10 protein-coding genes are annotated in these 15484 nt (G+C 65.6%); 4 read left to right on the top strand and 6 right to left on the bottom strand.

Features of this window, described 5'->3' with window-relative positions:
• Window positions 1-113 precede the first annotated feature (113 nt).
• Window positions 114-3125, top strand: coding sequence for a TonB-dependent receptor (locus JL11_RS08880; protein ID WP_054765355.1), 3012 nt, complete (start codon window positions 114-116; stop codon window positions 3123-3125).
• Here the strand turns inward: JL11_RS08880 and JL11_RS17705 are convergent.
• From JL11_RS17705 to JL11_RS08855, 5 genes are all read right to left on the bottom strand, one after another.
• On the bottom strand, window positions 3109-3366 hold the full coding sequence (locus JL11_RS17705; protein WP_183215984.1) for a phospholipase domain-containing protein: 258 nt from the start codon (window positions 3364-3366) through the stop codon (window positions 3109-3111). The genes JL11_RS08880 and JL11_RS17705 overlap by 17 nt on opposite strands.
• A gap of 146 nt (window positions 3367-3512) precedes the next feature.
• Window positions 3513-4388: a glycerophosphodiester phosphodiesterase family protein gene (locus JL11_RS08870; protein ID WP_054765353.1), complete on the bottom strand. Its 876-nt coding sequence runs from the start codon at window positions 4386-4388 to the stop codon at window positions 3513-3515.
• Window positions 4388-5677, bottom strand: a complete 1290-nt coding sequence (locus JL11_RS08865) for a purple acid phosphatase family protein (protein ID WP_054765352.1) — start codon at window positions 5675-5677, stop codon at window positions 4388-4390. The genes JL11_RS08870 and JL11_RS08865 overlap by 1 nt, the downstream gene beginning before the upstream one ends.
• Window positions 5678-5741: 64 nt before the next feature.
• Complete coding sequence (locus JL11_RS08860) at window positions 5742-8672, bottom strand: TonB-dependent receptor (RefSeq protein ID WP_054765351.1); 2931 nt, start codon at window positions 8670-8672, stop codon at window positions 5742-5744.
• A 106-nt stretch (window positions 8673-8778) separates the two neighbouring features.
• Window positions 8779-8964, bottom strand: a complete 186-nt coding sequence (locus JL11_RS08855; RefSeq protein WP_054765350.1) for a hypothetical protein — start codon at window positions 8962-8964, stop codon at window positions 8779-8781.
• A 130-nt stretch (window positions 8965-9094) separates the two neighbouring features.
• Between JL11_RS08855 and JL11_RS08850 the strand changes: the two genes are divergently transcribed.
• On the top strand, window positions 9095-10669 hold the full coding sequence (locus tag JL11_RS08850) for a sodium/sugar symporter (RefSeq protein ID WP_054765349.1): 1575 nt from the start codon (window positions 9095-9097) through the stop codon (window positions 10667-10669).
• Here the strand turns inward: JL11_RS08850 and JL11_RS17225 are convergent.
• Entirely contained in the window at window positions 10651-10893 is a 243-nt protein-coding gene (locus tag JL11_RS17225; RefSeq protein ID WP_152949854.1) for a TonB-dependent receptor plug domain-containing protein, read from the bottom strand. The genes JL11_RS08850 and JL11_RS17225 overlap by 19 nt on opposite strands.
• A gap of 68 nt (window positions 10894-10961) precedes the next feature.
• On the opposite strand from JL11_RS17225, the gene JL11_RS08845 reads away from it, so the two are divergent.
• Entirely contained in the window at window positions 10962-12260 is a 1299-nt protein-coding gene (locus JL11_RS08845; protein WP_054765348.1) for an MFS transporter, read from the top strand.
• 496 nt (window positions 12261-12756) lie between these two features.
• Window positions 12757-15462 (top strand): M14 family metallopeptidase, encoded by a 2706-nt coding sequence (locus tag JL11_RS08840; protein ID WP_054765347.1) that lies wholly within the window; start codon window positions 12757-12759, stop codon window positions 15460-15462.
• Window positions 15463-15484: the final 22 nt, after the last annotated feature.

The raw sequence follows: 15484 nt of genomic DNA, 5'->3' as shown, positions 1-15484 counted from the left end.
CGGCGACGAGCCTGTGGCTTGCGGCGGGACTTCTGCCGGCACAGGCTGAAGCTCGGGACCTTCAGTCCACACCTGACCGAACAGCCCATAGATTTCAGATATCCAGCGGCCCCATGGCCGAGGCTCTTCGGGCGCTGTCGCGCCAATCGGGTCTGGCGGTGCTGGCGGACGCCGATCTGGTGGGGGGCCGCCGCACGCCGGGGGTACAGGCCCGAACCACCGCCTGGACCGCCCTGAACCGGCTGCTGGCCGCCCACCCCGATCTGCGGGGCCGGATCGTGGGCCGGACCCTGATCGTCGAGCGCGCCCAGCCGCAACCTCAGCCCCAGCCCCAGCCCCAGCCTGCGGCCGAGCTCGAAGAGGTGGTGGTCCTGGGACGCAAGGGCGCGATCGACGACGCCCTGGCGATCAAACGCGCCTATGACGGCGTCAGCGATGTGGTCAGCGCCGATGATGAAGGCCTGCTGCCGACCAACAATCTGGCGGAAAGTCTTGCGCGCCTGCCTGGCGTCAACGCCGTCCGCAACCATCAGACCGGCGAGGGCGACCGGTTGACGGTTCGGGGCATGTCCACCGAATGGAACGCCTATCGGATCAACGGCGTGCGTCTGGGCGGAGCCGGGTCGCGGGCGGACAAATTCTATCGCGGCGTCCGCCTCAGCTATTTGCCGCCCGAGGGAATCCAGAACCTGATCGTGCGCAAGACCTTGACGCCCGATCTGGACGGCGACGCCCTGGGCGGGCTGATCGACATCCAGACCCCCACAGCCTTCGACGCCGACCACGACCATGTGCGGCTGTCGGTCGAGCACGGCTGGCTGACCCGGTTCGACCGACCGAAATCGGGCAAGGCGGCCCTGGCGGTTTCGCATCGGTTCGGCGATCGGCTGGGTCTGTTCGTCGCCGCCAACTGGAGCGACGCCCGCTCGCAGTTCGAGATGGTCGGCGGCGACAGCGACGACCTGCCGCCGGTCTGGTTCGACACCGTCTATTCGACCGGCTGGGATTTCGACCGGTTCGTCATGAGGGGCATGGAGTTGGCGGTCGGCGAGACCCAGGTGCGTCGCCTGGGTCTGAACGGAAGCCTGGACTGGCGAGGCGCACACCAGGACCTTCACCTGCGGCTTCAGTACAACCGCTATGAGGGCGAGGAGTATCGAAACCGTTTGAACTTCCGCAACGACGGCCTGGCGGGGACCGAGCGGCTGGTCCAGGTGGACAGCCGGAGAACCGGTCTGGCTCAGCCGGACGCCATGGCGGTTGGGTCTGATCCCAGCCTGGGGCGCATCTACGGCTATTCGACCGCAGACGTGAAGGATGTGGACGGAGACGGACGGATCACCGACGCCGACCGCAAGGTCCGCTCCGTTTACAGCCTGGCCGGCGCTTCGGGCGTGTGGGATCCGATGGGGTTCCGATTGAGACGGTTCTGGGAATCGACCCGCGAATCCGGCCTCCTGTCCTCCCTGACCCTGGGCGGACGGCGATGGGGCGGTCCCTGGCGGATCGCCTACGACCTGTCGCTGTCGCGGTCCAGGGATGATTTGGACGACGGCGCGCTTCTGGAGTTCCGGACGGACGCGGTCGAATGGCTGGGCAATCGCGGGATGCAGGTGATCGAGCCGGGCGACCCGCGCTTTCGCCTGTGGGGGCTCAACCCCGCAGGCATGGCTGCGGTTCAGGACCCCGCCGCCTTTGATTTCAGACATCTGGGCGAGGAGTGGGAGCGCACGTCCGAAACCCTGGGCCAGGCGCAGTTCGATCTGACCTATACGCCGCCCAGCGGCTGGCTGGAGTCGATACAAGTCGGGGGGCGATACATGCGCTCCAGCCGCCGCAACTCGGGCGCCGCCCGGCCCGACCTGATCGGACCGGAAACCCTGGCCGACCTGGACGGCTTGTTCGGTACGCCGGTCACCGACCTGTTCGACGGCCGCTATGTCGGCGACCACCGCCTGGGCGTCGTCCTGGACAATCGGCGGATGGCGGCCGAGATCGACCGGGCCTATCGCGGGGACAGCGCCTATTTCACCATTGATCCCAAGTTCAAGGCTCAGACCGACACAGAACGCTTTCGGTTGAAGGAACAGGACGCCGCCGCCTATGTCATGGCCGCCGCCCGATGGGATGAGACCCAGATCACGGGCGGCGTCCGGATCGAACACACCCGATCCGACGTCAGCTATCCCATCCTGGACGCGCTTCGCGGCGACGGCCGAGACCATCGCCGCAACAGTTTCACCAATGTGCTGCCGTCTCTGCACCTACGCCGCTCCTTTCACGGCGACAGGGTGTTGCGGGCTGCGGTCTGGACCAGTTTCGCCCGGCCCGACATCGCCCGAATGACGACGGCGCGGCAGTATGTCTATGACCAGGACCCCGACCACGACGGCAAGACCAATCCCAAGACCGACTGGACCCTTCAGGAAATCCGCCAGGGCAATCCGGATCTGAAACCCATGGAGGCGGTCGGCTATGATCTGTCGCTGGAACGCTATGGTCGATCAACGGCCTGGTCAGCCGCCCTGTTTCACAAGGATATCCGCAACTTCCTCTATCGGGCCTCCACCAGCTCGATTCGCGACGGCGGGCTGATCGAGCGGGGGGAGGAGGATGGCGCGCCCGTGCGGGCCTACGCCAACGGGCGCAAGGCGCGGATCAGCGGAATGGAACTGGCGATCCGTCACAATCTGGACTGGGCGCCCGCGCCGCTGGACGGCCTGGGCGCCTCGGCCAATCTGACCTGGCAGGTCAGCCGCGCCGACGCCAACATCAGCTGGCGCCGCGGCGATCGTCTCCCCTTCACCGAGACGCCCGAGACCCTGGCGAGCGTCGAACTGTTCTGGCAAGGCGGCGGATGGGAGGCGGCGGCCGGCTGGAACCGCCAGTCGGGCTTCCTGGAAGGCATGGATAGTTTCGCCAACGACCCGTACGAACAGCCCTACAGCTTTGTGGACGTCAGTCTTCGACGGCGGTGGGGCGCAGACGGCTTCGCTTCGATCCAGGTCCGCAATCTGCTGAACAGTCATACCTATTGGTACACCTTCGGTTCGGGATCGGAGGATCTGCGCGAATACATCCGTACTGGGCCCACGGTGACCTTGGCGATCAGCCGCAGCTTCTGACCTGGTCTTTCGACGCCAGCCGCCCCGAAAATCGCCGCCTGAAGTCGCCGCCCAGGCGCGAGACGGTCAGGTCGTAGCCGCCGTCCGCCCGAACCGGAAGGCGAAGGCGCAAGGGCGCGCCGGCGCTGACCCTGTGGCGGCGCGTGGGATAAAGGCCCGCCTCGTCGCTGACACAGAACCAGGCGTCCTCGCCCAGCACGATCTCGAGTATCAGTCCCCGCCCCCGGCGGGGCGTCCTCACGCGCACCGACGCCGACGCCGCCTTGAACCGTCGACCGGCCGGATCGGGGGTGGGGCCTGTGCTGGACCGGGCAAAGCCGCCTGACCGCACGCGGGACGAATCCGGGGCGTCGCGCCTCCAGTCCCCCCATGACGGCGGGACCTCCATCACGGACGCGCCGAAAGCCCGCAGTCGGTCACGGCGCGCCGCAGTGCGCGCGGTCGGTCGGTCTGGATGACGTTGGCGTCCAGCCCCAGCAGCCCCTCCAGACGAGCGCAGATATCCGGCGCGCCGCTCGCCACGGCGTGATCCACCTCGCCCAGGCTGTTGACCCAGATCCGCGCCGGCAGGCCGCGCACGCCGCGCCGAAGGTCCGGGGTCAGGGAGTCGGGATCGCCATGCACGATTGGCACATCCGGAAGTCCCACGAGCGCGGCCCCTAGACCGTCTGGACGGCTGACGCGCGGCATGACGTGCGCGCGGGGTAGGAGCCGTCGCACCGCCCGCAGCACCTCTCCGTCCGAGTCAAAGAAGACGACCTGGTCGGTCATCCCCAGTCCTTCCACCACCGCCACCACGGCCGCGACGCGATCCGTCTTCATATCCAGATCGACCAGCACCCGACCGCACGTCCTGCGGAGAGCCTCAACCAGGGTCGGCGGCGGTTCGGCGCTGTTCGCCAATCGCAGATCCCGCAGTTGGCCATGGGTGAGGCTTTCCGCCTCGCCGACGCCGCCGGTGGTCCGCGTCACCGTCCGATCATGCATGAGAAAGGGCACGCCGTCGGCCGAGACCTTGACGTCCAGTTCGACGATGTCGGCGCCCTCGCGCACCGCTTCATCGACGGCGGCCAAAGAGTTCTCCGGCGCATCCAGATGCCCCGCCCGGTGAGCCGCGATCAGCAAGACGCCGCGCGGCTGGGCCAGGTCGGTCTGAAGACGCGACATGGCCGCAGTCTCTCCACAGACCGGATCGGCCAGGGCCGGCGCCGCCGCCAGCCCCGCGATCGCGATCAGCCCGACCAGACCGACGCGCCGGCGCATCACCGGTCCTCCCGTCGCAGGATCAGCTCCGGGGTCGCAGGCTTAAGGTCGGTCAGGCGCGCCGCGCCCTGGCCGGTCTTGTCGAGCTGGAAGGCGTCGTACAGCAGACCGTCCATAGTGAAGGCCCGCACCGTCAGCCGATCCGGCGTCGCCTCGATCTGCTGGAACACCTGAATCCCGCTGCCCTTGCGGACTGGCCAGTCGATGTCGCCCAGCGGATACTGTTTGGGCCCGATGTTGGAGACCATATAGACCGGGCCCTGATCGTGCGGCCGCCCGCGTCCATAGGTGTGGTCGTGACCGGCCAGGACCAGATCGACGTGATGGCGATCCAGCACGGGTTGAAGCACCGCCCGCAACTCGGCGCCGTCTCGGCCCCTAGCCGTCGAATAGAGCGGATAGTGCATCAGGATGACGGTCCAGCGCGCCGGATTGTCCGTCAACTGACCCTCGAGCCAGGCCAGTTGATCACGTGCCGACTGAGGGTCTTCATCCATCATGTCGGCGTCCAGCGAGATGACGCGCACCCCCTGATAATCGACGCGATAGACGGTTTCGCTGAGCCATTCGGAGGGGCCGTTGTCCGGCAGGTTGAACTGAAGCCGCCACTGGGGCGCCAGCTGCTGCGCCTCCGCGCCTTCGGGCTTCATATATTCATGATTGCCAGGCGTCATCAGCGACGGGGTCTCCGCCAGCCGATGCGGGTCCATGTCGAACCACTGGCCCCATTCCCCGTCATTGTCAGCCCGATTGATCAGGTCGCCGGCGAACAGCATGAAGGCCGCGTCCGGCGTCTGACGCAGGGCGCGACGCACGGCCAGGCCGCCCATCGAGCGGATGTCGTTCTGGACGTCGCCCACATAGAGGAAGGTGAAGGGGCGGGCCTCGGCGGCGGCGGTTCTGACCTGACGCCACGCCGACCAAGCGCCCTCGCGGCCGACGCGATAGACATATTGGGTGTCCGGCGTCAGGCCGGTCAGCTGGACGCTGTAGTAGTCGGCGGAAACCTGCTCCTGATCGCGGGTCGTGAAGGCGGCGGCGGTGCGTTTCGCCGCGATCCGCACCGCAGTCTGAGGATAGGCCGGTCCGGGCGTCAGGGGCGCATATTCGATAAACCCCTCCCCGCCCCCGGCTTCGGCGCGCCAGTTGAAGGCCAGGCTGGTGGCCGGCGTTTCGGTCAGGTTGACAATGACCCGTTCGGGCAGGCTCTCAGCCTGGGCGACCGGGACGACGGCGAAGGCCAGGAGGCTGCAAGACAGGGCTGCGGCGAGACGCAAGGACAGGCGCATGGGAATACCTCGGTTGGAGAAGAAGAGGCCGCTCGCGGTGTCTTCCGCGAGCGGCCGGGCGCCGTCAGAGACGCCAGTTCAGGTTCAGGCTCAGATAGCGGCCGTTCTCGATATAGTCGCGAACGCCGCCCTTCCCGGAGCCGAAGGTGTAGTAGTAGGTATAGCTGTCCATCAGGTTCTGCACCTTGAAGGTCGCCGTCAGGTTCGGCGTGATCTGACGCCGCATCATCAGGTCCACAAAGTGGTAGTCCTGCTCATAGGGGTCGTTGCCGAAGTCCTCGATGTCTTCGAGCGACTTGTCCTGATAGTTATAGGCGACATAGGCCTCCCAGCCGTTGCGTTCCCAGAACACTTCCAGGTTCACGATGTGGTCTGGGGTCTCCATGAACGGCAGGGTGTAGCCTTGCGGGTGCCAGAACAGGCCGGTCTCGGCCGACGACCGCTGGATGGTGGCGTTCAGGGCCACGCCCAGGCCGTCGAACGGCGCGGGCAGCCATTGCAGTTGCTGACGGGCGTTGATCTCCACGCCGTGGATCTCGGCCTTGCGACCGTTCATCGGCATGGAGACCGGTATGCCGGATGGATCGTCGAACTCGCCCAAGGTGCCGTCGCGGATCACCGAGGACGACGAGCGAAACAGGAACTTGTCCAGGTCCTTGTAGAACAGGGCCAGCGAATAGGCGCCTGTCCGGCCGTTGTAATACTCCGCCGACAGATCATAGTTGATCGAGGTCATCGGCTTCAGTCCGGGATTGCCCTGCACGATGCCGGTCAGGACCCACTCCTTGGTCGGATTGTCCTTGCCGTCGCCGTCGGGATCTCGGTCGTAGCTGTACTCCTTGACCGAGGTCATCCGGTTGATGTCCGGACGCGACACGCTGGTCCAGATCGCCGCGCGCAGCTTGGCGTTGGACGTCAGATCATAGTTCAGATGCACCGACGGCAGCCAGTTGGTGAAGCCGGTGTTGTCCAGGGCGTAGTCTTCGCCCCGCACCGGATCTTTCGTCCAGGCGCGGATTTCGTTGTCGGTGTCCTCCATCCGAACACCGGCGATGATCTCGGCGGCGCCGAAACGGGCCGTACCCATCACATAGGCCGACACCACCTGTTCGTCGTAGAACCAGGTGGAGTCGTAATCGAGCGACTCCTCGTTTTTCAAGGTCAGCAGGGTGGAGTTCCCTGCCTTGGCGCGATCGATCTCGGCCATCATCTTGCCCGTGTCGATGACGGCGCCGAGTTGGTAGAGGCCGGTATAGCGGCCGTCGAACATGTCCGTGACCGGTTCGCCGAAGAGGGCGGAATAGTCGGCCATGGTTCCCTTGGGCGCCAGGTCGATCAGCGTGCCCTTACGGCGTTCACGCTCGGACTTGTAGTATTTGGCGCCGACCCGCACCTCTTGCAGCCAGGAGCCGGCGGGTTCGTAGCGCAGGTTGAACTGGGCCTGATTCAAGATCTCCTTGGCGCCGCCGTATTCGCCGCTCAGACCGGAGGCGGTGTATTCCTTCAGATCCTGAACGGCGGCCATGCCGGCGGGGTTCAGCACCCACTTCAAATACTGCGGATCATCCTGACTGACGATCTCGACCCCCTCATTGCCTTTCCACAGATAGGCGTTGCGGCCGAAATACATGTCGTAGCTGTCGATGATGTTGTCCTCGGACTCCGAGTGGGAAGCGTCATAGTCCAGGGTGAAGGCGCCGAACCGGCTTTCGCCACCCAGGTTGATCAGTTGCAGCACGCCCTCGGTCGTGCCGCCTTCCCAATAGCGGCGCAGACGGAAGCCCTTGGGGTCCCAGACGCCCGAGGCGCCGTTCAGGCTGTAGAAGCCGGCGGCGCCCTTGTCGGCGTCGGTGATCTTCCCGTCATTGTCGCGGTCCACGATCTGGGCGGGGGTGTAGTTGTAGATCGCCCCCAGCTTGGGGTCGTAGCCGACGACGGCGTCAGCGGGCTGAACCAGGTCGCCTCGCGTCTGGTCCTTCTGCTCCAGACGGGCCGAGACCTTGCCTCCGCCTTCGTTGCGGAAGTTCAGACGGTTCCTGAACTGCGTTTCCTCATATTCATTGTACTGACCACGCAGGTGGAAGCTGTGGTTGTCGCCGCGGTAGTCCAACGAGCCGTTGAAACCCCAGCGGGTCACATCCGTGTCGCCGGTGGACATCTCCAGACCCCGCGCGACGAAGGTTTTGGGATCGAAATCAAGACTGTGGGTCGTGCTGTACCAGGTGCGGGGCATGTTGTCCCCGGAGTTGCCGATCTGCTCGAACTGAGACCCGCGCTCGGAATAGTTGCCGGTGACGTAGAGACCCAACCGGTCCGAAAACTGCTTGCCCAAGGCGACGTCCGCCGCCCATGAGGTTCGGTCATCGCGCTGTTGCAGCAGGGTTCCCTCGATCGAACCGGCCGCATAGGTCGGGGCGTAATCGAAGGCCGTCGGCGTCTTGATGTCGATCGTCCCGCCGATGGCGTCGCCGTCCATATAGGGGAGCAGACTCTTATAGACGGTGATGGCGTCCACGCCCGAGGTCGGCAGGAAGCTGAGCCGGACCCCGCGGAAGAAGTTGTCGTTCGGCGACCCCGTGCCGCCCATGCGGACGCCGTTGACGGCATAGGCGTTGTACTCGGTCGCCATGCCCCGGATCACGACCCGGTCGCCTTCGCCGGTGAAGTGGTTGCGAACGGCCGAGACGCCGGGAATGCGCGATGCGGCTTCGGTCAGGTTCGACGACGGCAGCTTGCCCATGTCGTCGGCGCTGACGCTGTCCGAGATCATGTCGTTCTTGCGTTTCTCGTCGATCGACCGACGCAGACCTTGCAGATAGCCGGTGACGACGACGTCATCCAGGACGGCGGGATTGGGCTGTGCGACCTCTTCCGCCTCGGTCGTGGCGGACCGTGACTGCGACTGCGACTGCGATTGGGCGGCCGCCCATTGCGGGAAGGCCGCGACCAGGGCCAGGCTTCCCGCCGCCGCCAGATAGCGCGATTTGATGTTCATTGGTGTGATCCCCCGAGGTCTGCCGAAGGCGCAGACGACAGAGAGACGGAGCGATCAGACCAAGCTGACAGGCGTCATCAACATTTCATCTCTGCGTCGCCGATCCTTACCGAACGGGCAATCCTGGATGGCGCCGCCCACGCCTTATCGACTTGGCGACCGCCTGAGCGGAGCCGGACCACCGCTGCGTCGCATCACGCTCGTCCTCGGGAATCTCTTCCAAGGGAGCGTAGAACATCAGGCCAGAGGCCGCGTGCAGGACGCGGGCGGCCGACATCTGCGAGCGGGTCATCGCCGCCTCCCCCCAAGGACAGCGGCTCCAGCACGTCCAGCCGCATCTATTAAAATCGTTGCGGCGTTCAGGGGCCTAACCTAGGCTCCGGTTCGAGCTCGAATGAATGGGCCGAACGGGGGGATACACTATGTCGCTCGCAAGCGTCGATCTGGCGATCCTGGCGATCTACGCGGTCTTCATCTTCGGCCTGGCCCAGTGGGTTTCTCGCAGCAAGGGCGGCGAGCAGAAGACCTCCACCGACTATTTCATGGCCTCCAAGAGCCTGCCGTGGTGGGCTATCGGCGCCTCGCTGATTGCGGCCAACATCTCGGCCGAACAGATCATCGGCATGAGCGGGTCCGGCTATGTGATCGGCCTGGGCATCGCCTCCTATGAATGGATGGCGGCGCTCACCCTGCTGATCGTCGGGAAATTCTTCCTGCCGATCTTCCTGCGCAACGAAATCGTCACCATGCCGCAGTTCCTGCAGCAGCGGTACGGGCCGACGATCCGAAACGTGATGGCTGTCTTCTGGCTGCTGCTCTACGTCTTCGTGAACGTGACCTCGATCCTGTGGCTGGGCGCCATCGCCGTTCACACGGTCACGGGCTTCAACCAGGACTACGCCATCGTCGCCATCGGCGTCTTCGCCCTGGCCTATCAGCTGTGGGGCGGTCTGAAGGCCGTGGCCCTGACCGACATCGTCCAGGTGGCCCTGCTGGTCTGCGGCGGCCTGATCATCGGCTTCATCGCCCTGTCGACCATCGGCGGCGCGGGCGGCGCGCTGGCCGGCTTCAACACCCTGCTGACCGAGTTCCCCGACAAGTTCGACATGATCCTGTCGCCGGATAATCCTCACTATCAGGAGTTGCCGGGGATCGCCGTCCTGCTGGGCGGGCTGTGGATCATGAACATCAGCTACTGGGGCTTCAACCAGTACATCATCCAGCGCGCCCTGGCCGCCAAGTCCCTGCCCGAAGCCCAGAAGGGCATCGCCTTCGCCGCCTATCTGAAGCTGCTTATGCCGGTGATCGTGGTCCTGCCCGGCATGGCCGCCCTGGTGCTGGCCCCGAACCTGTCGGCGCCGGACCAGGCCTATCCGTCAATGATGAACCTGCTGCCGGTCGGTCTGAAGGGTCTGGTCTTCGCCGCCCTGATCGCCGCCATCATCGCCTCGCTGGCGTCCAAGGTGAATTCGATCTCGACCATCTTCACCCTGGACCTCTACGCCAAGATCAAGAAGGACGTGCCCGAGCATCAACTGGTCACGGTCGGCCGCATCGCCGCCGTCGCCGCCGTGATCATCGGCATCCTGACCGCCCGTCCCCTGCTGGGCGGCTTCGACCAGGCCTTCCAGTTCATCCAGGAGTTCACGGGCTTCTTCACGCCGGGCATCGTCGTCATCTTCATGCTGGGCCTGTTCTGGAAGCGCGCGTCCGAAGCCGGCGCCCTGACCGCCGCCATCGGCTCGGTGGTTCTGTCGGCCGTCTTCTGGTGGCTGCAGGAGACGGGTCAGTTCATCTTCCCCTTCATGAACCGCGTCGGCGTCGTCTTCATCGTCTCGCTGATCGCGGCGGTGGTCGTATCGCTGCTGGTGCCGGCCAAGCCCGACGCCATGAAGATCAAGCTGGACAAGATCAGCTACAAGACCTCGCTCGGCTTCAACCTGGCCGGGGTCGGCGTCATCGCCTTCCTGATCCTGGTCTATTCGATCTGGTGGTGAGGTGAGCGACGGGCGTCTGATCCGTAAACGGCCGAGGAACCCGCCTGGGTGATATCCGCGCGCTCCGCGGCGCTCAGCGGAATACCGCTCAGGTTTGCGAAACCGTCTTTGATCCCGGCCGCGCCGGCGATGCCTCGTCCATTGACCAGGACTAAGGTATTGCCTGCCCAAACCGCCCAGATTGGCTGCGGCGACGCCCAGCGCCCCAGTTGCGAGACCGTCACAAGCGGCTGCTAAGGTGAAAGCCTCTAGGACGCGTCAGAAAAGCTTCCGGGAGACAGGGGGCGTTTCGGTGCTGGGCAGGCGTGACCGGTGGTCCACAACCGCCGTCTATGGTGCAGCTCACTACGGAAAGAGTCTGTTCTGGTACGGCGGAGAGGTTCTGTTCGCCTTCTTTCTGACCGAGGTTGCAGGTCTGACGCCCGCCCATATGGCCGGCGTCTTGGCGATCGGTTTTCTTATCAGTGCGATCTTCGATCTTCAGGCTGGGCGCATCCTGTTTCGCCGGTCGGCGGGCATGAGGCGCGCAGCCGGGCTGCAATCCCTCGGCGCGATCTTTAGCGGCGTCGCCTTGGTGGGGGTGGTCGCAACCGCCCTGCTTCCCTATCCGATGCGCGTGGGCTGGGCCCTGACGACGGGCGTCTTGTTTCGCCTCGCCTTCGCCGTCTATGACGTCTCTCAGAACTCCCTGATGGCCAATGCGACCGCAGAGGTTGAGGCGCGATCGCGTGTTGCGGTCACGCGCATCTTCGCCAGCGGCCTGGGCAATCTGAGCGTGGCCGCCGTGGTCGGGCCCCTGATCGCCGCTGAGCGGCGCGGCGGCGGCGGCGTCATGCTCATCGTCCTGGCGCTGATCGCGGCCCTGGTCGCCATCACGACGGCGGTTCTGTTGAACCGGCGCCTGAGGGGCTCGGATCCAGCCGACCTTGACGTGCAGTCTCCGTTGAAAGGACCGAGCCTCGGCTTGGCGGCCCTATGGCCCCTGTTCGCCATGATGGTCCTGATGATGTTGGGCCCTTCTCTGTTTCAGAAGTTGGAGCCTTACTTCGCGGCCCGCGCCTTCGCTTCCTCGACGACGGGCGGCGCCCTCATCATCGCCGCCGCCGCAGGCGTCTGCTGCGGCCAACCGCTCTGGCTCATGGTCTTTCCACCGTCGCGCCGCATCGCCCTTTTCACGGTTTCGGCTCTGCTCCAGGCCGCCGGGGCCGTGATCTTCCTCCTGGCGCCGTTCGACGCGCCAATCGCCTTCGTCATCGGCGCCTGGCTGTTCGGCCTGGGCAACGGCGGTCTGGGCATGGCGAAATGGGCCAGCTTCAGCGACTGGGCGTCCCGCCTTCCGGCCCACCGTCAGGGCCTCGCCTTCGCCATCTTCAGCGCCCTGGCGAAAATCACCCTGGCGCTGGGCGTGCTGATCGTCGCCGCCGCAATTCATCCGGGCGTGACCCCGGAGGGTTTGCGCGGGTTCATGGCCGCCGGCCCCGTCCTGACGTCGATAGGAATGATCATTCTGGCGCGACGGGCTGCGCCTCGCGAAACGGGCGACACGCTGGCTTCCGAAACCATGGGCGCATCACCACCTCGCACATCCTGAACAGCGTCGACATCCCATCTGATGTCGCGATCTGGCCGATCATATGGGAAAGCGAGGGCGCGGATCCGACAGCCGGCCTGACACAGATCAAAGGCTCAGTCGGGCGCCGTCGGCTTGACGGCCGGTCGGCGCCCAAGTCACTCCACATAGGCGATAATGGCGGCCGGCTCGTGGTCGGGCGTAGCGACCAAGGAGGTTCCATCGACCTCGCGCAGGACCGGAATAGGGCGACGTTATTCTGGTGGGCCACTCTTATGGCGGCGTCGTGAACACCACCGATGGCGTCGATCACCCAAGCGAGCTAGCGTCTGCGGGTCCCAGCTAAAGGAGTGCGATTGCCGACCCTGGATCTAGAAAACCCGACGGCCCTGCCAGGAGACAAGCTCCGACATGGTCCCGTTTGTGCGATGCGTTTCCTAGAGCGCCTGCGTTGCCATGTTGGAGGAAACCCGGGTCGCCGTGCGTCCAAATCAATGGACGGGAACGGAGATAGAAGATGTTAAACCGAATTCTGGCGGCGATTGTAATCGCGAGCGCGCTGCTTGGGGGACCGGCAGCCGCTCACACGGACCATATCACCTCCCCGAATGCGGCGTTTGGACATGACGTCGGCGACGATTATCAGCTGATCAACTATCGGCAGTTCGAAGCCTATCTCCACACGCTTGCGGCCCAGTCCGACCGCATGAAGCTGATGGAGGTCGGCAAGACGACCGAGGGGCGGACGCAGTATGTGGCCGCCGTCTCGTCTCCGGCGAACATCGCCCGCCTGGATCATTATCGCGACATCGCCCGCCGTCTGGCCAAGGCCGAAGGCGTGGACGAAGCCGAGGCGCGCGCCCTGGCGGCCGAGGGCAAGGCCGTGGTCTGGATCGACGGCGGCCTGCATGCGACCGAGACCGTGCCGCCCCAGGCCCTGATCGCCGGCATCCATGAATGGGTGACGGCTCAGGATCCCGAGGCCCTGCGGGTGCTGGACGACGTCATCATCCTGTTCGCGCCACTGAATCCGGACGGCTGGGATCTGGTGGCGGACTGGTACATGCGGGAGGAGGACCCGGAGAAGCGGGAGTTCGCCAGCCTGCCGCGCCTCTATCAGGCCTACGTCGGCCACGACAACAATCGCGACTATTATCTGTCGGCGATGACGGAGACGACCAACGTCAACCGGATGCTGTTCCGGGAGTGGTTCCCTCAGATCGTCTACAACCACCATCAGCCGGCGCCGGCCGGGACGGTCGTGTTCATGCCGCCGTTCCGGGATCCCTTCAACTACAACTACGACCCCTTGGCGATGACCACCCTGTCGGAAGTCGCCGCCGCCATGCACAACCGGCTGGTCGCCGAGGGAAAGCCCGGCGCGACCATGCGCAGCGGCGCCCCCTATTCGACCTGGAACAACGGGATGGAGCGGTCGATCACCTATTTTCATAACGCCATCGGCCTGTTGACGGAGATCACCGGGCACCCGACGCCGAGCCGCATCGCCCTGGTTCCGGACAACCAGTTGCCGCGGAACGATCTGCCGGCCCCGATCGCGCCGCAGACCTGGCGGTTCCGGCAGTCGATCGACTATTCGCTGTCGATCAATCGGGCGGTGCTGGACTATGCCTCGCGCAATCGCGACCGGCTGTTGTTCAACATCTGGCGTATGGGGGCGAACGCCATCGCGCGGGGCGAGACCGACACCTGGCGCGTCACGCCGTCGCGGATCGACGCCCTGAAGGCGGCTGCGGGCCAGACCGGCCGCACCGCCGATCCCGCCCTTTACGACAAGGTGCTGCGTGATCCGGCGCTGCGCGATCCGCGCGCCTATGTCATCCCGGCAGACCAGGCCGATCTGCCGACGGCGATCGCCTTCCTCAACAGCCTGATCAAGACCGGCGTGGACGTGGATTGCGCGACCCGCGCCTTCTCCATCGCCGGAACCTCCTATCCGGCGGGATCCTTCATCGTGCGGACGAACCAGGCCTATCGGCCGCATGTGCTGGACATGTTCGAACCGCAGGATCATCCGCACGACCTGCGATATCCCGACGGTCCCCCCGTCCTGCCCTATGACGCGACCGGCTATACGCTGGCGCTGCAGATGGGGGTGAGGTTCGACCGGATTCTCGATCCGTTCGAGGCGCCGCTGGAGCGCGTGCCGGACCTGATCGCCGTGCCCGCCGGTAAGATTCGCGGACGGGGAGACGCGGGCTTCGTCGTCGATCATGCAGCGATCAACAGCTTCATCCTGAGCAACCGTCTGCTGAAGGCGGGGCAGCCGGTGTTCTGGCAGAAGACCGAGGTTCGTCTCGGCGCGCGCACCCTGGCGCCCGGCGCCCTGTGGATTCCGGAAAGCGAGACGTCGCGCGTCCTGGTCGAACAGGCGGTCGCCGAGCTGGGCCTGAACGCCGAGGCGGTGTCGCGCGCGCCGGCGGGCGACGCCATGGCGCTGAAGCCGGTGCGGATCGGTCTGGTGGATCGCTACGGCGGCTCCATGTCCGCAGGCTGGACCCGTTGGCTGCTGGAGCAGTTCGAGTTCCCCTTAGAGGTCGTTTACCCCCAGCGTCTCGACGCAGGTGACCTGAACAGGGATTTCGACGTCCTGGTGTTCGCGCCTGATCTGCTGCCCGGCGACTTCCCCAACGGGAGCGGGCGCGGACAGCCGGATCCCGAGACGATTCCCGAAGCCTATCGGTCCTGGCTGGGCGCCGTGACGCGAGAGAAGACCCTGCCGCAACTGACCCGCTTCGCTGAGGCCGGGGGCACGATCGTGACCGCAGGATCGGCCCATAAACTGGCCCTGGCCCTGGGGGCGCCGATCGAGGACGTGCTCTCGAACGCGGACAGGCCCCTGCCCTCCACCGACTTCTTCATCCCCGGCGCCTTGCTGGCGATGGACGTCGATCCGGCCGAGCCCCTGGCCTACGGCCTGCCGGCGCGACTGGATGTCTTCTTCGACGAAAACGCGGCCTTCACCGTGCGCGACGGCGCCCGGATCGCCGCCCGTTACCCAGCGACCCCTGTGGTGTCGAGCGGCTGGGCCATAGGGCCCGAGAAACTGGCCGGCGCCGCCGCCGTGGTCGATGCGCCTATGGGGCAGGGTCGGCTGATCATCCTGGGGCCGGACGTGATCAATCGCGCGCAGGCCCGGGCCTCGGTGCGGCTGTTGTTCAACGCCCTGTTCTACGGCCCGGCGACAGCGGCGGGCTCCTGAATCGGAAAAGGGGCGTCGGCCT

Origin of the sequence: Brevundimonas sp. DS20, from assembly GCF_001310255.1 — a bacterium.
GTDB classification, from domain to species: Bacteria; Pseudomonadota; Alphaproteobacteria; order Caulobacterales; family Caulobacteraceae; genus Brevundimonas; species Brevundimonas aurantiaca.
This window is presented reverse-complemented; position numbering and strand designations above follow the sequence as displayed.